Genomic DNA, 21,263 nt, shown 5'->3' on the forward strand with positions numbered 1-21,263 from the left:
GGGAGGGGCTCGCCCCTCCCATATCAGTTTTTCGGTTGCAGCAACAACGCCACCAACGCGCTCCATCCCGTCTGATGCGACGCCCCCAGGCCTCGCCCCGTTTCTCCATGGAAATACTCATGGAACAGCACCAGGTCGCGGCTCGCCGGGTCCGCCTCCAGTTGCGCATACCCCGCCATCGAAGGCCGCAGGCCGTTTTCATCCCTTAGAAACAATCGCGTCAAACGCTGACTCAAGCTGTCGGCGACCTCCCCCATCGACGCCAGATAACCGCTCCCCGTGGGGTACTCCACCGAAAAATTGTCCGCGTAGTAACGATGAAACTCGTGCAGCGACTCGATCAGCATGTAGTTCACCGGCATCCACACCGGCCCGCGCCAATTGGAATTACCGCCGTACAGGCGTGAGTCGGATTCGCCGGGCTGATAGCGCGCGCTCAGGCTGTCGCCATTCATCTGCAGCGCCAGCGGCTGTTCGGCGAAAGCTTTGGACAGGGAGCGCACGCCGAACGGCGAGAGAAATTCATCGTCATCCAGCATGCGCCGCAACAGGTCCTTGGTGCGCTCGCCGCGCAGCAGCGCCAGCAACAGGCGATTGCCCTGCCCCGGTTCATTCCAGCGCGACACCAGTTTGGCCAGGTCCGGCCGGTGATGCATGAACCCCAGCAGCCGTTCGCGCAAACCTTCCAGACCTTCATGTTCGTGCTGCTCCAGCACCAGCACGGCGAACAGCGGCATCAGACCGACGATGGAGCGCAGACGCACCGGCTCGCTGTGGCCATCGGGGCGGTACAGCACGTCGTAGAAAAACAGGTCCTGCTCATCCCACAAGCCCTCGGCGCTGTCGTCGACGCGGTTGATGGCGCCGGCGATATACAGGAAGTGTTCGAAGAATTTCACCGCAATATCGACGTACACCGCATTGCGTCTGGCCAGCTCCAGGCCGATGCGCATCAGGTCCAGCGCATAGGCTGCCACCCACGCGGTGCCATCGGCCTGATCCAGTTGGTAACCCGGCGGCAACGTCGCCGAGCGGTCGAACAAGGCAATGTTGTCCAGGCCCAGAAACCCGCCCTGAAACAGGTTGCGCCCCTCGGCGTCCTTGCGGTTGACCCACCAGGAAAAATTCAGCAGCAGCTTGTGGAAAATCCGCTCGAGAAAATCCATATCGCCGACGCCCGTAAACGCCTTGTCGTGCTGATACACGCGCCAGCTGGCCCAGGCATGCACCGGCGGGTTGGCATCGTCGAAGCGCCACTCGTAGGCCGGCAACTGGCCGTTGGGGTGCATGAAGCGGTCCTTCACCAACAGCAGCAATTGTTGCTTGGCATAGCCCGGGTCGATCAGGGCAAACGCCACCGCCTGGAAGCCCTGGTCCCAGGACGCGTACCACGGGTATTCCCAGGTGTCGGGCATTGAGAGGATGTCGAAGTTGGACAAGTGCCGCCAATGGGTATTGCGAATGTGCAAGCGCTCGGGCGGCGGCGCCGGTTGGGCCGGGTCGCCGTCGAGCCACTGGTTCACATCGAAATAATAGAGCTGCTTGGACCACAGCAGGCCGGCCAGGGCCTGACGCTGCACATTGCGCGCGTCTTCATCGGCAATGCCCTGTTGCAGGGCGGCGTAGAAGTCATCGGCTTCCTCGCGGCGCTGTTCGAACAACTTGCGCGCATTGACCTCGGGCGCGCCCACCGGCGCAAAGCGCAGGTAGACCGTTTTGCTTTCCAGCCCGGCCAGCTCCAGGATGAACCGCGCGGCGACCTTGGTGCCCGCGTCACGCCGAACGGCGGCCTGCACACCGTCCACCACGTAATCGTTGATGCCATCCTTGAACGGCCCGGGCGCGGCTTGCCCGTCAAGCTTGGGGTAGTTGGTTTCGTTCTCGCAGAACAGCCATTCCACGCCGTCCAGGCCCCAGGCGCCGAGCTGGTAATCGGGCAATTCATGATGACGCGCGAGCACGCGCTCACCGTCGAGTTTCAATTGCGGCTTGGGGGCGTCAGCGGTCCAGCTCCAGTCGTTGCGCGCCCACACCTGGGGCAGCACCTGCAGGCGCGTCGGCTGCTCGGCGCGGTTGTGCACGGTAACGCGCATGCAAATGTCGTCCGGCTGATGCTTGGCGTACTCGACGCTGACGTCGCAATAGCGGTTGTCTGCAAACACGCCGGTGTCGAGGATTTCATACTCGGCATCGCCCAGCCCGCGTCGCGCGTTTTCGCTGATCAGGTCGGCATAGGGAAACGCTGCATGGGGGTATTTGTAGAGCATGCGCATATAGGCATGGCTCGGCACCCCGTCGACGAAAAAGTACAGTTCCTTGACGTCCTCACCGTGGTTGCCCTCGGCGTTGTTCAGGCCGAACAGGCGCTCCTTGAGGATCACGTCGCGCTCGTTCCACAGCGCCAGGCCCAGGCACCAGCGCTGCGCCTTGTCACTGAAACCAGCCAGACCATCCTCGCCCCAGCGATAGGCGCGGCTGCGCGCATGTTCATGGGGGAAGTAGCGCCAGGCATCGCCGTCGGCGCTGTAGTCTTCGCGCACCGTGCCCCATTGGCGTTCACTCAAATACGGCCCCCACGCGCGCCAATCCTCGGCATCTTCGGTCGCCAGGCGCTGACCTTCAACCGTTTCACATAGTCGGGTATTGGGTGTGACCGTCATGGGGGACTCCTTCGCCTGGCTGGTAAGGCGCAGTGTAGAGCCCAACCGCGCGCGGATGCACATGAAGACGTGGAAGACACCTTTCATTCATTTGCAGAATGAAGTCCTGAGGATTCTTCGTTTGCACGCGCACCCCGCGCCCAACAAAATCCCGTGAACGGCCACGCTCACCGCCACTGCCATCAGGAATTTTTCAATGTCCAGCACCGCCCATGTCAGCCCCGACGACATTCGCAAAGGTTTCTCCAGGGCCATGTCCGACATGTACCGCGATGAAGTGCCGCTTTATGGCGCGCTGCTGGAGCTGGTGGCCGAGACCAACCGCCACGTACTCGACAGCGACCCGGGCCTGGCGCAACAGCTGCAACGCACCGGCGAACGCCAGCGCCTGGACATGGAACGCCACGGCGCCATTCGCGTGGGCACGGCTGCCGAACTGGCAACCCTGCGCCGGTTATTCGCGGTGATGGGCATGCAGCCGGTGGGCTATTACGACCTGACCCCGGCCGGGGTGCCGGTGCATTCCACGGCGTTTCGCGCGGTGCATGAAAGCGCTTTGCAAACCAGCCCGTTCCGCGTATTCACCTCGCTGCTGCGCCTGGAACTGATCGAAAACCCCGAGCTGCGCGCCTTCGCCGAAACCGCCCTGGCCAAACGCTCGATCTTCACCCCGCGCGCCCTGGCGCTGATCGAACACGCCGAGCAACACGGCGGCCTCGACGCCGCGCAGGCCGATGAATTCATCCGCCAGGCCCTGGAGACCTTTCGCTGGCACCACACCGCCACCGTCACCGGCGCGCAGTACCGGCAATTGAGTGACCAGCACCGCCTGATCGCCGATGTGGTGGCCTTCAAGGGCCCGCACATCAATCACCTGACCCCGCGCACCCTGGACATCGACCAGGTGCAGGCCGCGATGCCCGGCAAAGGCATCACGCCCAAGGCGGTGATCGAAGGACCGCCGCGCCGCCGCTGCCCGATCCTGCTGCGCCAGACCAGCTTCAAGGCGCTGGACGAACCCATCGCCTTCACCGATGCCCACGGCAGCCACAGCGCGCGCTTCGGCGAAATCGAACAGCGTGGCGTCGCCCTCACCCCCAAGGGCCGCGCGCTGTACGACCAACTGCTGAACGCCGCGCGCGATGAACTGGGTGCCTTTCCCAACGAAGCCAATGCCGGGCGCTACACGCAGTTGATGGCACAGCACTTCCAGGCTTTCCCCGACGAGCATGGACAGATGCGTGAACAGGGCCTGGCCTACTTTCGTTATTTCGCCACCGGGCAGGGCCTGGCAGCACGCGGCCAGGCCGACCGGCCGCGCACGCTGGAAGCACTTTTGCGCGCCGGCCATGTGGCGATTGAACCGTTGGTGTATGAGGATTTCCTGCCGGTGAGTGCGGCGGGAATTTTCCAGTCGAACCTGGGGGATACGGCGCAGAGTCACTATGCGGCGAACTCGAACCGGGCCGAGTTCGAGCAGGCGCTGGGGTGCACGACAATCGATGAATTGCAGCTGTATGCGCAGACGCAGCAGCGCTCCATCGACGCCTGCACCCAGGCATTGCTGTAGGAGCGAGTGTGCGCCTACAGCGGTTGGCCTTCAGCTCAAGCGGTCTCTGATCTCGTCTTTGATCAACAGGCGTTTCTTCTTGAGCTTCTCTACATCCTCATCGTTGGCACTGGCTTTTTCCGCCTCCAGCACCTCCTTGTCGGCGTCGTCATAGCGAGTGAGCAGCGCGTCCAGCCGTTTATCGTCCGCCCTGTGTTTGTGCACATCGTCCTTGCTCATTCCCAGGTCCTGATACAGGTCGTGTTTAACTGGCATGGCCTACCTCCGCACGTTGATCAATGGCTTACCCCTTGAAACTAGCCCATTCCTGACGCGCTTGTCATGTTTCAAGCCCATCGGTTCCGTTCGTCGCGGCGCAAGGGATGGGATCAAACCTTTGCGCTGAGCTGCCCTCCACTGTAGATCGCCACCCAAGGGAGACCGGTTCATGAATCACGCTGCCACCGCTGTCGACACCCACTGCATCAACACCATTCGCACCCTGGCCATGGACGCCGTGCAGAAGGCCAATTCCGGCCATCCGGGCACGCCCATGGGCCTGGCGCCGGTGGGGTATACGCTGTGGAGTCGCTTCCTGCGCTATCACCCCGAGCACCCGGACTGGCCCAACCGTGACCGCTTTGTGCTGTCGGTAGGCCATGCGTCGATGCTGCTGTATTCGCTGCTGCACCTGGCCGGCGTGGTCGAGATCGACGCCCACGGCAAGCGCAGCGGCCAGCCGGCAATCAGCCTGGACGATATCAAGCAGTTCCGGCAGATGAGTTCCAAGACCCCAGGCCACCCCGAGTACCGCATGACCACTGGCGTGGAGACCACCACCGGCCCGCTCGGCCAGGGCTGCGCCAACAGCGTCGGCATGGCGATGGCCGAGCGCTGGCTGGCCAAGCGCTTCAACCGCGACGGTCAGGTGCTGTTCGATTACAACGTCTACACCCTGTGCGGCGACGGCGACATGATGGAAGGCATCAGCAGCGAAGCCGCGTCGATGGCCGGCCACTTGAAGCTGGATAACCTGTGCTGGATCTACGACAACAACACCATCAGCATCGAAGGCCACACGGAACTGGCGTTCAGCGAAGACGTGATCAAACGCTTCCAGGCCTATGGCTGGCACACCCTGCACGTCACCGATGCCAATGATTTGCAGGCATTGAGCGACGCATTGACCACCTTCCAGGCCAACACCGGCGCGCCGACCCTTATTGTGGTGGACAGCGTGATCGGCTACGGCTCGCCGCACAAACACAATACCGCAGCGGCCCACGGCGAGCCGCTGGGTGACGATGAAATCCGCCTGACCAAGGCAGCGTACGGTTGGCCGGAAGACTCCAGTTTTCTGGTGCCCGATGAGGCGCGCACGGTATTGCGTGATGCGCTGCATGAGCGTGCCGAGCCATTGTTTGCGCAGTGGAACGAGACCCTGTCGCGCCTCGACCCGCAACTGGCCGACGAACTGCAGCGCATGCGCGCCGGTGAAATGCCCGCGCAGTGGCAGGCGCAACTGCCCGACTATGCGGCCGACGCCAAGGGCGTGGCCAGCCGCGCCGCCGGCGGCGAGGTGCTGAACGCCTTCGCCCAACAGATTCCATGGCTGCTTGGCGGTTCGGCGGATTTGTCGCCCTCGACCAAGACCAACCTCACCTTCGACGGCGCCGGGCGTTTCAGCGCCGATGACTACAGCGGGCGCAACCTGCATTTCGGCATCCGCGAACACGCCATGGGCGCGATTGCCAACGGCATGGCGCTGTCCTACCTGCGGCCGTACACCTCGACCTTCCTGGTGTTCAGCGACTACATGAAACCGCCGATCCGCCTGGCGGCGATCATGGAACTGCCGGTGGTATTCGTGTTTACCCATGACTCGATCGGCGTGGGCGAAGACGGCCCCACTCACCAGCCCATCGAGCACCTGACCCAACTGCGCGCCACACCGGGGCTGCTAACATTGCGTCCGGGCGATGCGAATGAAACCCTGGAAGTGTGGAAAGTGGCGCTGGCGCAAACCCACCGGCCCAGTTGTGTGGTGCTGTCGCGCCAGCCGCTGCCGACCCTGGACCGTACGAAGTACGCAGCCGCCAGCGGCGTCGCCAAGGGTGCCTATGTACTGGCGGGTGCCGAGCAACCTCAAGTGCTGCTGTTGGCGACGGGCAGCGAAGTGAGCCTGGCGGTGGCGGCGTATGAACAGCTCAAGGGGGAAGGGATTGCCGCGCGGGTCGTCTCGATGCCCAGCTGGGAACTGTTCGAAGACCAGGACCAGGCCTACCGCGACAGCGTCTTGCCGCCCGCGGTGAAAGCCCGCGTGGTGGTGGAACAGGCCGGCCCGCTGGGCTGGGACCGTTATGTCGGGCAGACCGGCGCCAAAGTGGTGATGAACAGCTTCGGCGCCTCGGCCCCGCTGGCCAAACTGCAGGAAAAGTTCGGCTTCACCGTGGAAAATGTGGTCAAGCAGGCCAAACAGCAAATCCAGCTGAATCAACACTGACTCAACTGTGAGACGGGAGACCATGTGGGAGCGGGCTTGTTGTAGGAGTGGCGAGCGGGCTTGCCCTAATGCCGTTCAGTTAAGCGCATATTCCTGTGGCGAGCAGGCTCGTCCTGCGTTGGGCTGCGTAGCAGCCCCAAAATCAGGCGCTGAGCAGTATCAGGTACACCGCGTTTTCCTTGATTGGGGGCGCTTCGCACCCCAACGCGGGGCTTGCCCCAATGCCGTTCAGTTAAGCCCGCGTGATGTTCAAAGCAAAGAGCGGTGCGACTTTTTCGGTGTACATATCCGTTTCTGCGGTAACGGCGACTTGGGGTTCCGCTCTTACAGCGGGTCACTTTTGTAAAGGCACAAAAGTAACCAAAAGGCCTTCGCCCCAACACTCGGCACCTCGCCTAGGCTCGGTGTGCCCGAACGCAGGCTTTGGAGCGTGGGCCGCCGCGATGGGCCATCCATGGCCCAGCGCGGCTAACCCGGCGTCCTGCCGGGTTACCCACGCTCCAAAGCCTGCGTTCGGCCAGCGTGTTTGACGGGGCGCCTAAGATCAAAAGCAAAAGCGCGGCGGCCTGAGAGCCGACCGGAATGGGGAATGTGGACGCGATCAAATGTGGGAGCGGCGGTGCGACGATTCGACTTGCCTGCGAAGGCAGTAGTCCAGCAAATATTGAGGCTAACTGACTCACCGCTTTCGCATGCAAGTCGCAGCGCCGCTCCCACAGGGGATTTACGCTTAACTGAACGGCATTGGGGCTTGCCCCGCGTTGGGCTGCGCGGCAGCCCCAAAACCATGCTCCGCGCAGTGTCAGGCACACCGCGTCTTCCTCGATTGGGGGCGCTTCGCGCCCCAACGCGGGGCAAGCCCGCTCGCCACGGAGGTCCAGTCTGGAGCCTCCCACAGTTCATTCTGGTTGAGGGTTAGACCAGCTCCCGCGCCAGAAACGGCGCGGTGCGGCTTTTCCTGCTCTTGGCGACCTTTTGCGGCGTGCCACAGGCAACCACGGTGCCGCCCTCATCACCCGCCCCCGGCCCGATGTCGATCACCCAGTCGCTCTGGGCCACCACGCGCATTTCATGCTCCACCACAACCACCGTGTGCCCTGCGTCCACCAGTTGATTGAGCTGGCTGAGCAAGCGGTCAACGTCCCGGGGATGCAATCCGGTGGTCGGTTCGTCGAGCACATACAAGGTCGCGCCCCGGGCATTGCGTTGCAACTCGGTGGCGAGCTTGATGCGCTGCGCTTCGCCGCCGGACAGTTCGGTCGCCGGCTGCCCCAGGCTCAGGTAGCCCAAACCGATATCGCGCAGCACCTGCAATGAACGCAGCACAGCAGGTTGCTCGGCAAACACCTCGACCGCCTGTTCCACCGTCAGCCCCAGCACCTGGGCGATGCTCAAGCCTTGCCATTTGATCGCCAGGGTCTCGGGGTTGTAGCGCGCACCGTGACAGGTCGGGCATGGCGCGTACACGCTGGGCATGAACAGCAACTCAACGCTGACAAACCCTTCACCCTCGCACTGCGGGCAACGGCCCTTGGCGACGTTGAACGAGAACTGCCCGGCGTCATAGCCGCGCTTGATGGCTGCCGGCGTGGCGGCAAACAGTTTGCGCACGTTGTCGAACAGCCCGGTGTAAGTCGCCAGGTTGGAACGCGGGGTACGGCCGATGGGTTTCTGGTCCACCTGCACCAATCGACGGATATGCTCGAGCCCGGAGCGGATGTGACCACCGCTGGTTTGCGGGGCGTCGTCCTCCAGGCTGGGCTCTTCGTCATTGACCACCCGGCTGCCAAGGCCGCTGCCCACCAGGTCCAGCAGCGCCTGGCTGACCAGGCTGGATTTGCCCGAGCCGGAAATACCGGTCACCGCCGTGAAACAGCCCAGCGGGAAATCCACCTTCACGTCATTGAGGTTGTTGCGCGTCACGCCTTCCAGCTTCAACCACGCAGCGGGCTCACGGCGCGTCGAGGGCAACGCCTGCCCTTCGGCAAACAGGTACGCGCGGGTCTGCGAAGCCTGCACGTCCGCCAGCCCGGCCGGCGGGCCGCTGTACAGCACTTGCCCGCCGTGTTCGCCGGCGGCCGGGCCCACGTCGATCAGCCAGTCGGCGCGGCGCATGGTTTCCAGGTCATGCTCCACCACGAACAGCGAATTGCCGGCGGCTTTCAGGCGCTCGAGCGCGGTGAACAGCGCCTCGCCATCGGCCGGGTGCAAGCCCGCCGAGGGCTCGTCCAGCACATAGATCACGCCGAACAACTGCGAGCCCAATTGCGTGGCCAGGCGCAAACGCTGCAACTCGCCGGACGACAGGGTCGGCGTGCTGCGCTCCAGCGACAGGTAACCCAGGCCCAGGTCGATCAAGGTGCTGACCCGTTCGAGCAGGTCCTGAGCGATGCGTTGCGCGGCCAGGCGTTTCTCCACCGACAGCTTCATGCGGTCCTGCCCCGCCGCTACCGGGCGCAACAGTTCAGCCAGTTGCGAGAGGGACAACTGCGACAACTCGCCGATATCCACCCCGGCAAATTTCACCGACAGCGCGGCCCGCGTCAGGCGCTTGCCCTCGCACAACGGGCAGGCGCTGCCTTGCATGAACTGCGACACGCGCTTTTTCATCAGCGCGCTTTGGGTGTGGCTGAAGGTGTGCAGAATGTAGCGCCGCGCGCCGCTGAACGTGCCCTGATAACTCGGCTCCAGCTTGCGCTTCAACGCGTCGCGGGTCTGCGCCGGGGTGAAGCCGGCGTACACCGGCACCGTCGGGGTTTCGTCGGTGAAGAGGATCCAGTCACGCTGCTTTTTCGGCAGGTCGCGCCAGGGGATGTCGACGTCGTAGCCCAGGGTCACGAGAATGTCACGCAGGTTCTGGCCCTGCCACGCCAATGGCCAGGCGGCCACCGCGCGCTGGCGGATCGTCAACGAGGGATCGGGCACCATCAACGCCTCGGTCACCTCATACACGCGGCCCAGCCCGTGGCATTCCGGGCAGGCGCCCTGGGGCAGGTTCGGCGAAAAGTCCTCGGCATACAGCATCGCCTGGCCCTGTGGGTAGCTGCCGGCGCGCGAATACAGCATGCGGATCAGGCTCGACAAGGTGGTCACACTGCCCACCGAGGAGCGTGCGCTCGGCGTGCCGCGCTGCTGTTGCAGCGCCACGGCCGGCGGCAGGCCTTCGATGGAGTCCACGTCCGGCACGCCGACCTGATCAATCAAGCGCCGTGCATAAGGCGCCACCGACTCGAAATAACGGCGCTGGGCCTCGGCATACACCGTGGAAAACGCCAGGGACGATTTGCCGGAACCCGACACGCCGGTAAACACCACCAGGGCATCCCGTGGAATATCCACATCGACATTACGCAGGTTGTGTTCGCGGGCGCCGCGCACCCGGACAAAACCTGGGCGTTGGGCGGAAATCGGAGGGATGGTGCGCTGTAAAGTCATTGGCAACCTTGTCGTGCGGTAAGCATGCTGCGCACCCGTAGCGTGAGGGCTTCGGGGCTGTAGGGCTTGCTCAGCAGATGAATGTCGGGGCTCAGCAGGTGGTTGCTGGAGAGAATGTCGCGGGTGTGGCCGGAGGTGAACAGCACCGGGACCGGCGGCTGTTGCTGGCGCGCCCAGTCGGCCAGGTCGGTACTTTTGACCCGGCCCGGCATCACCACGTCGGTAAAGATCAGTTCCGGTTGCAGGCCGGTTTGCAGCTTTTGCATGGCCTGGTCACCGTCGTCGGCGGTGAGCACGGTGTAGCCCGATTGTTCGAGCACTTCCACCACGGTGAGGCGCACGCCTTCGTTATCCTCGACCACCAGGATGGTTTCCTGGCCGCCGAGGGGCTCCACGGGTTCAGCCGTCGACTCCTCGCATTCCTCGCCAAGGCTGCGCGGGAAATACAGCTGCACCACGGTGCCCTGGCCTTCGGCGCTGCACACATCGACATGCCCGCCGCTTTGGCGCACAAAGCCGAACACCATGCTCAAGCCCAGGCCGGTGCCATGGCCGTCGCGCTTGGTGGTGAAGAACGGCTCGAACACCTTGGCCTGGATCGCCGGTGACATGCCCACTCCGGTGTCGCTCACCGACAGGCGCACGTACTCGCCGGGGCTGATGCTTTTGCCCACGCAATCCCTGGGGTTGAGGATGATGTTTTCGCCGCTGATGCGAATCACGCCCTCGCCTTTCATGGCGTCCCGCGCGTTGATCGCCAGGTTGAGCAGGGCATTTTCCAGCTGGTTGCGGTCGACGTGAATGCGCCACGGGTCGCGCGGCAGCTGCACATCGATATGGATGGTTTCACCCAGCGCGCGCTGCAACAGCTCACCGAGGTTTTCATAAATGCGCAAAGGGTTGTATACCGCCGGCGACAGCGGCTGGCGACGGGCAAACGCGAGCAATTGCGAGGACAGCTTGGCGCCCCGTTCCACGGCGGCAATGGCCGCCGTGACGCGGCGCTGCACTTGGGGGTTATCCGGCTCATGCCGGGCCAGCAGGTGCAGGTTGCCGGCGATCACTTGCAGCAGATTGTTGAAATCGTGGGCCACGCCGCCGGTCAGGCCGCCGATGGCTTCGAGTTTCTGCGACTGGCGCAACTGGTCCTCGGCGGCCGAACGCGCCTGCACTTCGGCGGCGACGCGCTGCTCGAGGTTGTGGGTGAGCTCCTGGCGCACCCGCTCGGACTTCACCAGTTCGGTGGTCTCCACCACAATCGCCAGCACCCCGGCCGGTTGCTGGTTGTCGCCGGCAACCGGGCTGTAATAAAGGTCGAGCCACAGGGTTTCAGGCTGGCCGTTACGCGACAGCACCAGTTCCTTGTTGTTGAACGACAGCGTGCCGCCGGCCAGGCAGGTGTCCACCACATGCCGATTGAACTCGGCCACTTCCGGCCAGCCCTGCTCCACCGGCGTGCCCAGCAGGTAGGGATGGCGCCCGCCGGCGAACACCGAATAGCTGTCGTTATAGATCATGTAACCCGCCCGCCCCCACAGCATCACCATCGGCACCGGGGATGCGAGCATCATCTGCACCGTGCAGGCCAGGCTGGTGGACCATTCGTCGAGCGGCCCCAGGTCGGTGTTCGACCAGTCGAACGCGCGAATGCGTTGGGCCATTTCACCGGCCCAGCCTTCACAGTCATGTGGGTTGGATAAAAATTGCATGATTGGGCTCTGCGCAAAGAGAACGTTCGCAACGATTTGGAGCATGCCAGTTGTAGATGGTTTCATCCGGACTTATTTAGGGTGCAAACACTATGCAATCAACGGCTTCAATGGAAATTCCGGCTGCGCACATGGATGCCGTCCAGCAGCGGCGTGAGGTCGGTGAGACGCCCGGCGATCAGGTGCCGCACTTCGCCCACCGCCTCCCAGCGACCGTCCACCTTGAGCAGGCGCGAACCCACCAGGGCCTGGCGCTGGCGTTCGGCGAGGTCGCGCCAGACCACCACGTTGAGGTTGCCGAATTCATCTTCCAGGGTGACGAAGGTCACGCCGCTGGCAGTGCCGGGCCGTTGCCGCCCCGTGACCAGCCCCGCCACACTGACGTTGCGCCCATGCTCCACCGTCGCCAGCTCCCGGGAGCTGCGACAACGCCGCTTGCGCAGTTCCCCGCGCAGCAAGGCCAGCGGGTGCGGGCCCAGGGTGGTACCGAGGGTGGCGTAGTCGGCGTGCAGGTCTTCGCCCAACGTTGGCGCGGGCAACGCCACCGGGGTTTCGTCGGCGCCGGGCAGGCCGGCAAACAGCCCCAGCTGTTTATGCACACCGGCCACGTCCCAGCGCGCCTGGTGCCGGTTGCCGGCCAGCGCACGTAATGCACCGGCATCGGCCAGTAGGGCCTGGGCACGCTTATCCAGCCCGGCGCGCTCGTCGAGGTCGGCAATATCGCCGAACACTTGGCGCCCACGCGCGGCCTCGATGCGCCGCGCGTCGTCTTCGCGAAATCCCGCGATCATGCGCAGCCCCAGGCGAATCGCCGGTTGCTGACCGTCGATGGGCTCCAGGCTGCAATCCCAGTCACTGGCCAGCACGTCCACCGGGCGGATCTGCAGGCGATGGCGGCGTGCGTCCTGCAGGATCTGGTCCGGGCTGTAGAAACCCATGGGCCAGCTGTTGATCAGCGCACAGGCGAACGCCGCCGGCTCATGGCACTTGAGCCAGCAACTGGCGTAGGTCAGCAGGGCAAAGCTGGCCGCGTGGGACTCGGGAAAACCATAGCTGCCAAAGCCCTTGATCTGCTCGAAGATCTGCGCGGCAAAGGCTTCGGTGTAGCCGTTCTTCATCATGCCGGTGCGCAGGCGTTCCTGATGGGGCTCCAGACCGCCATGGCGTTTCCAGGCAGCCATGGAACGGCGCAACTGGTCGGCCTCGCCGGGGCTGTAGTCGGCGGCGACCATGGCGATCTGCATCACCTGCTCCTGGAACAGCGGGATGCCCAGGGTGCGCTCCAGCACCTCCTTTAGGGCAGGCGACGGATAAGTCGTGGGCTCTTCTTTATTACGCCGACGCAGATACGGATGCACCATGCCGCCCTGAATCGGCCCGGGCCGCACGATGGCGACTTCAATCACCAGGTCGTAAAACGCCTGCGGCTTGAGCCTGGGCAACATCGACATCTGCGCCCGCGACTCGATCTGGAACACACCAATGGTGTCGGCCTTGCTGATCATCGCGTAGGTGGCCGGGTCTTCCTTGGGGATCGACGCCAGCGTCAGGTCCTGGTGGCGGTGGCGGCGCAGCAGGTCGAAGCAGCGGCGGATCGCGCTGAGCATGCCCAGGGCGAGGATATCCACCTTGAGCAGGCCCACGGCGTCGAGGTCGTCCTTGTCCCACTGGATGATGGTGCGCTCGGCCATGGCCGCGTTTTCCACCGGCACCAAGGTGTCCAGCGGGTGTTCGGAAATCACGAAACCGCCGGGGTGCTGGGACAGGTGCCGGGGGAAGCCGATCAACTGTTGGGTGAGCGTGAGCACCCGGCGCAGGATCGGGCTGTCCGGGTCGAAGCCGCTTTCACGCAGGCGCGCCAGCGGTGGCGCATCATCACTCCAGCGCCCGCAGCACTCGGCCAGCGCGTTGATCTGGTCGGCGGGCAAGCCCAGGGCCTTGGCCACATCGCGCACTGCGCCGGCCGCGTGATAACTGCTGACCACCGCCGTCAACGCCGCGCGGGTACGCCCATAGCGCTGGAACACATACTGCAATACCTCTTCGCGGCGTTCGTGTTCGAAGTCGACGTCAATGTCCGGCGGTTCGTTGCGCTCTCTGGACAGGAAGCGCTCGAACAGCAGGCGGGTCAGGCTCGGGTCGATCTCGGTGATGCCCAGGGCAAAGCACACCGCCGAGTTGGCCGCCGACCCGCGCCCCTGGCACAGGATCGAACGGCTACGAGCGAAACTCACGATGTCGTGCACCGTGAGGAAGTAGCTTTCGTAGCCCAGCTCGCTGATCAGCTTCAGCTCGATGTTGATCTGCTCCAGGGTGCCGGCCTCGACGCCCTGGGGCCAGCGCCGGGCGATGCCTTCTTCGGTGAGGGTACGCAGCCAGCTCTTGGCGCTGTGGCCGTCGGGCACCAGCTCGCGCGGATAGTGGTAGCGCAACTGGCCGAGGTCGAAGGTGCAACGTCGGGCGATGGCCAGGGTTTCGTCGAGCAAGGCCTGGGGGTACAGCGCGGCCAGGGCCTCGCGGCTGCGCAGGTGGCGCTCGCCATTGGGGTGCAGGCGCGTGCCGGCTTCGGCCACCGGCACGTGATGGCGAATGGCGGTCATGGTGTCTTGCAGGGCCCGGCGACCGCGCGCATGCATGTGCACATCGCCACAGGCCACCGCCGGGAGGTGCAGGCGGGCGGCCAACTGCAGGCGCTGCTCCAGATGGCGCGCATCGTCCTGGCCGCAGTGCAGGTGCACCGCCAGCCACAGGCCGTCGACGAAGGTGCGGCGCAGCCATTGGATATCGGCCTGGGTATTGCCGTCTTCGGCCACCCACAGCGCCAGCAGTCCGGAAAACGGTGTGTCGAAGTCCTCCCGCAGCAGGCGATAACGGCCCTTTTCGGCGCGCCGCCGGGCCAGGGTGATCAGCCGGCACAGGTGCTGGTAACCGTTGAGGTCCTGCACCAGCAACACCAGTTTCGGGCCGTTTTCGATGCGCATCTCGCTGCCGATGATCAGCGGCACCTCCACCGCCTTCGCCGCCTGCCAGGCCCGCACGATGCCCGACAAGGTGCACTCATCGGTGATCGCCAGCGCGCGGTAGCCCTGCTGTTTGGCGCGCTCGAACAACTCCAGCGCACTCGAGGCGCCGCGCTGGAAGCTGAAGTTGGACAGGCAGTGCAGTTCGGCGTAGTTCATGCAAACCAGCCTTGCAGCCATAACCCGTCGCTTTGCCCCACGCTGCGGTAGGCCCAGCCCTGCTGGCCGGCGCGGGTCTGGATCAGGTAGTAGTCGCGGCGAATGTCGGCGCCGTCCCACCAGCCGGATTCGATGCGTTCCGGGCCCATCAGAATCTGCACCCCCTGCTCGGCCAGCAGGGTCGGTTCGCGCAGCAGCCAGCCGGGGCGTTGCACCTTGTTCAGGGTTGAGCAGGGATGTTTGTCGACCACCGCCTGCCAAGCACATTCGGGGCGGTGATCAGCATGAAAACGCAGGCCCTGCACCGCCTCATCCCCCAGGCGCGCGCGCAGGCGTTCGCGCAACTGTTCCCACGGCAGGGTTTGTTGCGGGCGGTCGTCGAACAGGTCCTGGCGCTGGGGCACGAACAACGGCAGGTCCTCGGCCACCAGGCGAAAGCCGCGTACCGGCGCGGTGACCTGCACCTGCTCAAGCCGCCCGCGAGCCAGCTCGAACAGCATCGCCGGTTCGCGCTCGGCGCTGAGCAGGCCGACCTTGATCACGCTGTCCGGCGCCTGGGCGTGTTCCAGGTGCAGGTCGAACCGTTGCACGCCGCTGTCGCGACCGCAGAGGAAGGCCGATAGATCGCCGGTCAGGCGGCGCAAGGGAAACAGCAACGCCTGGTGGGAGTGCACGTCGAAATTCAACTCGATGCGCGCATCGAACTGGTCCGGCGGCTGATAGAAGGCCAGGGCCAGGGGGCGCTGCCCGGTCAAGGTATCCAGGTGCTGCAGCAGCCCGGCTTCAAACCGCCGCGCCAGGGTATGCCGGGGCAGCGCCTGTACCTGGGCCAGCGTGCGCAGGCCCATGCGCGACAGGGCGGTGGCGGCCTGCGGGTTCAGGCCTGCGCGGTCGATGGGCAGCGGCGCCAGGGCGTGCAGCAAGGCGCTGTCATCGGCCACGGCCAGGCCATCGTAGAGGTTCGCCAGCACGCGCGCCGCCGCCGGGTTGGGGGCGGCGACGATGCGGTGGCGAAACCCCAGTTCAGTGAGTTCCTTGCGCAAGCGCGCCTCGAACTGCGGCCAGGGCCCGAACAGGCCCAGGCTCGACTCGATCTCGAACAGCAGCGCACGCGGGTAAAACACACTGACCTGGGAACTGAAACGGTAAGCCCAGGCCGCGAGAAACTGTTGCCAGTGTTCGATTTGAGCCGGGTCGTACTCGGCGCTGGCAAAGGTTTTGCTCAGCGCATGGGCGGCCGTCAGCGACTGGCCGGGGCGCAAGCCCAAGGCGCGCGCGGCGGCATTGGCCGTTTGCACGACGCGGCGCTGCGGCGTGCCCGCCAGCAGCACCAGCGGTTGATCCGGCTCGGGATGCAGACGCTGCACCCCGTCCATTGCCAATTGCGGGAAAACAATACACACCCAGCGCATGGCAACCTCAGTGCCCGGCCAGCGCGATCGGCGCCGGGTGGGCCAGCCCGCCCCGGCACTTGAGCACGCGCACCTGCGCAGGCCGCGCCTCGATCGCCAGACGCAGGGCCGCCGGCGACGCATTGACCGCCTCGCCCAATGCGCGCCAGGCAAACGCCAGGGTCTGCCCGGTTTCCGCCGCCACCTGCAAGCGGCGCAAGGCGCGGTCATCGGCCTTGCGCGGCCAGCACAACACCGCGCCGCAACTGCCGGAACGCAGGCACTGCTCCGCCGCCCACAGCGCGTCGCGTTCCTCGGCCTGGATGACGGCGAGCTGGCGCAGGTCCACCCCGGCGTTGTGCCAGGCATGGGCGTACGGCGTGTAAGGCGGCGCCACCAGCACGATGCGCTCCCCCGCCGCCGACAGGCGCGCCAGGGTCGGCAGCACCAGTTGCAATTCGCCTACGCCCTCCGTGGCCATCAGGATTTCGCTGAGGGCCGACTCCGGCCAGCCACCGCTGGGCAGCACCGCATCCAGCGCCGCCAGCCCCGTGGGGTGCACGCTGGCCGGTGGTGCAGCGGGCCGGCCTTTCCACACGCGGCCGCCATTGAACAGCGTGTCCAGTGCAATGACGGCGCCCATCAACCCTGCCTCACCAGGCCGCAGAACACCCCTTCGATGGCCAGGTCCTGGTCAGGCCCCACCACGATGGGCTGATACGCAGGGTTGCGCGGCAGCAGGCGCACGCTGTCGCCATGGCGCTCGAACCGCTTGATGGTGACTTCGCCATCCAGGCGCGCCACCACGATCTGCCCGTTTACGGCCTCGGCACTGCGGCGCACGCCCACCAGATCACCGTCGAGAATGCCGTCTTCGATCATCGAATCGCCCTGCACCCGCAGCAGGTAATCCGGAGTTTTGGCGAACGTGGTCGGGTCCAGTTGCAGGCGGCTGTGCACCTCGGCATCGGCACCGATGGGCAACCCGGCGGCCACGCGACCGAGCACCGGAACATCCAGCCAGTCGGGCCGCGCCGGCTGGTTGAGCAGGCGAATACCACGGGCCTGGTTGGGGTTGACCTCGATAAAACCGGCCTCGGTCAGGGCCAGTACGTGCTTGCGTGCCACGCTGCGCGAGGCAAAGCCGAACGCCTCGGCGATCTCGGCGAGGCTGGGAGGCTGCCCTTGCTGCGCGATGCGATCGCGGATAAAGGTCAGGATGGCGGTACGGCGGGGGGTCAGAGTCGTCATGGAGTACATTTGTACTCCTGCGGGAAATTTCTGACAATAGCCGGCAGTCGGGAGCGCTTATTGAAGCCAGGTGCACCAATAGCCCCAACTGACAAGTCGATAGGGCCGTCCGGTCCAGCGTTTGAGTGATAGCGGAACGGCGGGTAACTCTGCCTCAGTCATAAAACTTTTTTTCACTGAGCCCTACAGAAGGCCCAAAACGACGAATGTGTCGATGAGCATCACGAGGGTGTAGGCGACAAACCAGGACATCGTTAAGTCCCCTCTGGCCACCATTTGAACCACGCGTACCAAGCGCCTGTTGCGATAATCCAAATATAAGAAACACGATATGGCCACAATGCCCAACGCTTGAGCACCGGAGGAACAGATGCCAATTCCTCTTCAGTGACAAGGCCTGCTTTCAGAAAGCGCTTGGGCATCGAGAGGATGTCAATCATCAACCCCATACGATGAAACCGGTCGATTCGACTGTTTCTCTTCCAAAAGCGCTTATGCCTACGAACTTTTTCGTTATTGTCAAAGTAACTTTCCAGCTCGTCGAGTTTTGCATACTCGGCAAAAAGCATCAGGCTCAGGAGTACAAAAATACCCGCGAGGTGCACGATGATTAAGGCAAGAAAAAACGACACGGTCAGGCACCCTCTGGCTCGAAGATCAAGTCACCGTTGAGCTCAAGTATCTTTCCACCCAGAAATGCACTTTCATCACCAAGAACCGAACCTGCCTCATAGCCACCTGCAGCGCCGCCAATAACTGCGCAAGCAAGCGCACCCTGCCCTTTCATAGAAATACCCAACACCATATGGCAAACACTACGAGATAACTTCGCACCTACATGTCCACCAAAAACCGATCCCATTACCCCACCCACAAATCTGCCTGTCTCCACATACTTCGCGCTTCGACATTGCGCCTCTCTCCCCGTCACACACGCCTCCCTGACCTCCAACCCAGTAACGCCTACATCCAGCGCCAACCCAATGTAAGTCCCTTTGCCCAGCCATTTCGACATCTGCGCAATCTCCCGAATCCGCTTCGCATATCCTGCTATCTCACCTTTATGCAGATAGCTTCTGGTCGAAATTCCCAGCACTTTCCTCAGCCGCGTAAACCTGTACCGAACCTCGCAGCACCTTGCAGTTGCAATTCCAACCGGCTGAACAACGTTTGGCGCTGGCGGATAAAGTTCTCCCTGCTCAGATGCCCACTTCTCAACCGCTGATGCACTTGTTCGATTTCCTCCAAAGTTTGCGCCACTTCATCCAGATGCCGCGCCCAGGCGGATGTAGCACTGCCAATACCAATCGAGCCATACGCAAGAAAACTCTGCAGCAAATCATAATTGCCGATCACCACCGCGCCAGCCGACGTATTCAGCTCCAGGCTGCGACGAACCTGTTCAGCATGCCGCATCAACCAGGCCTCCTCGCCGGAACAGCTCACGCTGCTGGCATCGGGAATAATCACCAATTGCCCCGGTGCCACAAGACCGGGGCGCAGGTGTCGGTTCAGTACGTCGAAATGATCAGAGCGCTGTCGATTCTGGCCGCCGCCCATCAAGCGCGATTTCAAACTCTCGTAGTCCGTTGTGCGGTCATTGATGTAGCTCTGCGCCATGCCTTACATCCGGGATGCAATGAAACTGGCGTCGAAATATAAGCAGGGAAGCACGGCCTGGACACAAATCCGGGAGGGGCCCATCACATTTGGGAAGCTGCCTACACGGCAGAGAATTTGCGCTTACAGAAAGCGGCCCGACCTACCGTCAAACCTTCGGCAATAGCCGGTAGTCGGGAGCGCTCACTGAAGCCAGGCGCACCAATAGTCCCAACTGACAGCCCAAATCATCGCAAGTCGATAGGGCCGTCCGGTCCAGCGTTTGAGTGATAGCGGAACGGCAGATAACTCTGCCTCAGTCATAAAACTTTTTTTCACGGCGTCAGTTGGATCACATCAGATTTGAATGTCGAACCACCAAAACCAGACGCACCAAACGATGGTTGCGCCCCCCCAGATATAAGTAAGGTAAAAGGGCCACAACACCCAACGCCTGAGTGACAAAGGAATGGACTTCAGTTCGGCCTCCGTCACGATTCCTGCTTCCACGTGGCGTTTTGAATCGGACAAAAACTCATAAATCTGCAACATGCGATAAAACCTGTCGATTGGCTGGTTTCTTCCCCAAAAGCGTTTAGTGTCGCGAACCTTTTCATTTTGGCTGAAGCAGCTTTCCAGACTGTCGAGTTTTACGTACTCGGCAAATAGTCGCAGCCCGAGGGTAACAAGGCCTCCAACAAACCAGACGACGGTGTAGACGAGAAAGAATGACAATTGTCAGGCCCCTTCAGGATCGAATATCAAGTCTCCATCAACCTCGATGATCTCCCCACCCAAAAAAGCACCGCCAGCACCGCCAGCATTTCCGCCTGCGCTGCCTCCCGCTGCACCTCCAATGACCCCACACGCAAGTAATCCATTTCCTTTCAAATAAACGCCCAGATACAAGCGACAAGCACTACGAGCTACATCAGCAGCTAATTTTGCCCCAATGGCAGCTCCCGTCACCCCGCCCACAAACCTGCCCGCCTCCACATATTTCGCTCGTCTGCACTGCGCTTCCTTACCCGTCATACAGGCTTCCTTGATCTCCAAACCTGTGACGCCAACATCCAACAGCAATCCTGCATATGTCCCTTTGCCCAACCACTTGGACGTCTGCGTTATCGCCTTGATTCTTTGCGCATATCCTGCAATTTCATTCTTGTGCAGATAACTTTTAGTCGACAATCCGAGCACTTTCTTCAACGATTGATTGCCTTGCAATCCCGTTCCGAAACGCGCCGCTCCTTGCAACTGCGCATCCAATCGACCAAACAGCATCTGCCGCTGCCGAACAAATCCATCCCTGTCCAACCCGCCACTCTTCAACCGTTGATGCAAACGTTCGATTTCTCCCAGTGTTCGCCCCACTTCATCCAGATGCCGCCCCCAGCCAGACGCTGCGCTTCCCACACCAATCGAGCCATACGCAAGAAAACTCTGCAGCAAATCATAATTGCCGATCACCACCGCGCCAGCCGACGTATTCAGCTCCAGGCTGCGACGAACCTGTTCAGCATGCCGCATCAACCAGGCCTCCTCGCCGGAACAGCTCACGCTGCCGGCATCGGGAATAATCACCAATTGGCCCGGTGCCACAAGACCGGGGCGCAGGTGTCGGTTCAGTACGTCGAAATGATCAGAGCGCTGTCGATTCTGGCCGCCGCCCATCAAGCGCGATTTCAAACTCTCGTAGTCCGTTGTGCGGTCATTGATGTAGCTCTGCGCCATGCCTTACATCCGGGATGCAATCAAACTGGCGTCGAAATATAAGCAGGGAAGCACGGCCTGGACACAAGTCCGGGAGGGGCCCATCACATTTGGGAAGCTGCCTACACGGCAGAGAATTTGCGCTTACAGAAAGCGGCCCGACCTACCGTCAAACCTTTACCACTTTGGCGAGCGGGCTTGCCACAACAGGCCCGCTCGCCACAGAGGTGCACTTTTGCTGCACGAGAGTTTTTGCTTTGCTTTGATTTTGATC

The 21,263-nt window shown here is 63.0% G+C and carries 13 protein-coding genes and 1 pseudogene; 2 read left to right on the top strand and 12 right to left on the bottom strand.

From position 1 onward, the window contains the following. Positions 1-23: 23 nt before the first annotated feature. Entirely contained in the window at positions 24-2,660 is a 2,637-nt protein-coding gene (locus tag TU79_RS07720) for an MGH1-like glycoside hydrolase domain-containing protein (protein WP_057007443.1), read from the bottom strand. 196 nt (positions 2,661-2,856) lie between these two features. Between TU79_RS07720 and hglS the strand changes: the two genes are divergently transcribed. Continuing rightward, a complete protein-coding gene (gene hglS / locus TU79_RS07725; RefSeq protein WP_057007444.1) occupies positions 2,857-4,230 on the top strand; it encodes a 2-oxoadipate dioxygenase/decarboxylase HglS in 1,374 nt (457 codons plus the stop codon). A gap of 30 nt (positions 4,231-4,260) precedes the next feature. Here hglS and TU79_RS07730 read toward each other — a convergent pair whose 3' ends face one another. After that, positions 4,261-4,485 (bottom strand): DUF465 domain-containing protein, encoded by a 225-nt coding sequence (locus TU79_RS07730; RefSeq protein ID WP_057007445.1) that lies wholly within the window; start codon positions 4,483-4,485, stop codon positions 4,261-4,263. 172 nt (positions 4,486-4,657) lie between these two features. On the opposite strand from TU79_RS07730, the gene tkt reads away from it, so the two are divergent. Next, the gene (gene tkt / locus TU79_RS07735) at positions 4,658-6,712 is read left to right on the top strand and encodes a transketolase (protein WP_057007446.1); all 2,055 of its coding nucleotides are present in this window, start codon (positions 4,658-4,660) and stop codon (positions 6,710-6,712) included. A gap of 915 nt (positions 6,713-7,627) precedes the next feature. On the opposite strand, the gene uvrA is transcribed toward tkt, so the two are convergent. From uvrA to TU79_RS07785, 10 genes and pseudogenes are all read right to left on the bottom strand, one after another. Then, complete coding sequence (uvrA, locus tag TU79_RS07740) at positions 7,628-10,147, bottom strand: excinuclease ABC subunit UvrA (protein ID WP_057007447.1); 2,520 nt, start codon at positions 10,145-10,147, stop codon at positions 7,628-7,630. Then, a complete protein-coding gene (locus tag TU79_RS07745; RefSeq protein WP_057007639.1) occupies positions 10,144-11,856 on the bottom strand; it encodes an ATP-binding protein in 1,713 nt (570 codons plus the stop codon). The genes uvrA and TU79_RS07745 overlap by 4 nt, the downstream gene beginning before the upstream one ends. A gap of 107 nt (positions 11,857-11,963) precedes the next feature. Continuing rightward, positions 11,964-15,056, bottom strand: coding sequence for an error-prone DNA polymerase (locus tag TU79_RS07750; protein WP_197675630.1), 3,093 nt, complete (start codon positions 15,054-15,056; stop codon positions 11,964-11,966). After that, positions 15,032-16,447, bottom strand: coding sequence for a Y-family DNA polymerase (locus TU79_RS07755; protein ID WP_057007449.1), 1,416 nt, complete (start codon positions 16,445-16,447; stop codon positions 15,032-15,034). Before TU79_RS07755 ends, TU79_RS07750 begins: the two co-directional genes overlap by 25 nt. A gap of 7 nt (positions 16,448-16,454) precedes the next feature. Further along, complete coding sequence (imuA, locus tag TU79_RS07760; protein WP_057007450.1) at positions 16,455-17,069, bottom strand: translesion DNA synthesis-associated protein ImuA; 615 nt, start codon at positions 17,067-17,069, stop codon at positions 16,455-16,457. Next, on the bottom strand, positions 17,069-17,686 hold the full coding sequence (gene lexA, locus TU79_RS07765) for a transcriptional repressor LexA (protein ID WP_057007451.1): 618 nt from the start codon (positions 17,684-17,686) through the stop codon (positions 17,069-17,071). The genes imuA and lexA overlap by 1 nt, the downstream gene beginning before the upstream one ends. Positions 17,687-17,931: 245 nt before the next feature. Next, the gene (locus TU79_RS07770) at positions 17,932-18,309 is read right to left on the bottom strand and encodes a hypothetical protein (protein WP_015372368.1); all 378 of its coding nucleotides are present in this window, start codon (positions 18,307-18,309) and stop codon (positions 17,932-17,934) included. A 2-nt stretch (positions 18,310-18,311) separates the two neighbouring features. Next, positions 18,312-19,297, bottom strand: a pseudogene (locus TU79_RS07775) (hypothetical protein). A gap of 336 nt (positions 19,298-19,633) precedes the next feature. After that, the gene (locus TU79_RS07780) at positions 19,634-20,011 is read right to left on the bottom strand and encodes a hypothetical protein (RefSeq protein WP_057007452.1); all 378 of its coding nucleotides are present in this window, start codon (positions 20,009-20,011) and stop codon (positions 19,634-19,636) included. A gap of 3 nt (positions 20,012-20,014) precedes the next feature. Next, on the bottom strand, positions 20,015-21,010 hold the full coding sequence (locus TU79_RS07785; protein ID WP_057007453.1) for a hypothetical protein: 996 nt from the start codon (positions 21,008-21,010) through the stop codon (positions 20,015-20,017). Between the last annotated feature and the right edge of the window lie 253 nt (positions 21,011-21,263).

This window comes from Pseudomonas trivialis (genome assembly GCF_001439805.1).
Lineage (GTDB): Bacteria > Pseudomonadota > Gammaproteobacteria > Pseudomonadales > Pseudomonadaceae > Aquipseudomonas > Aquipseudomonas trivialis.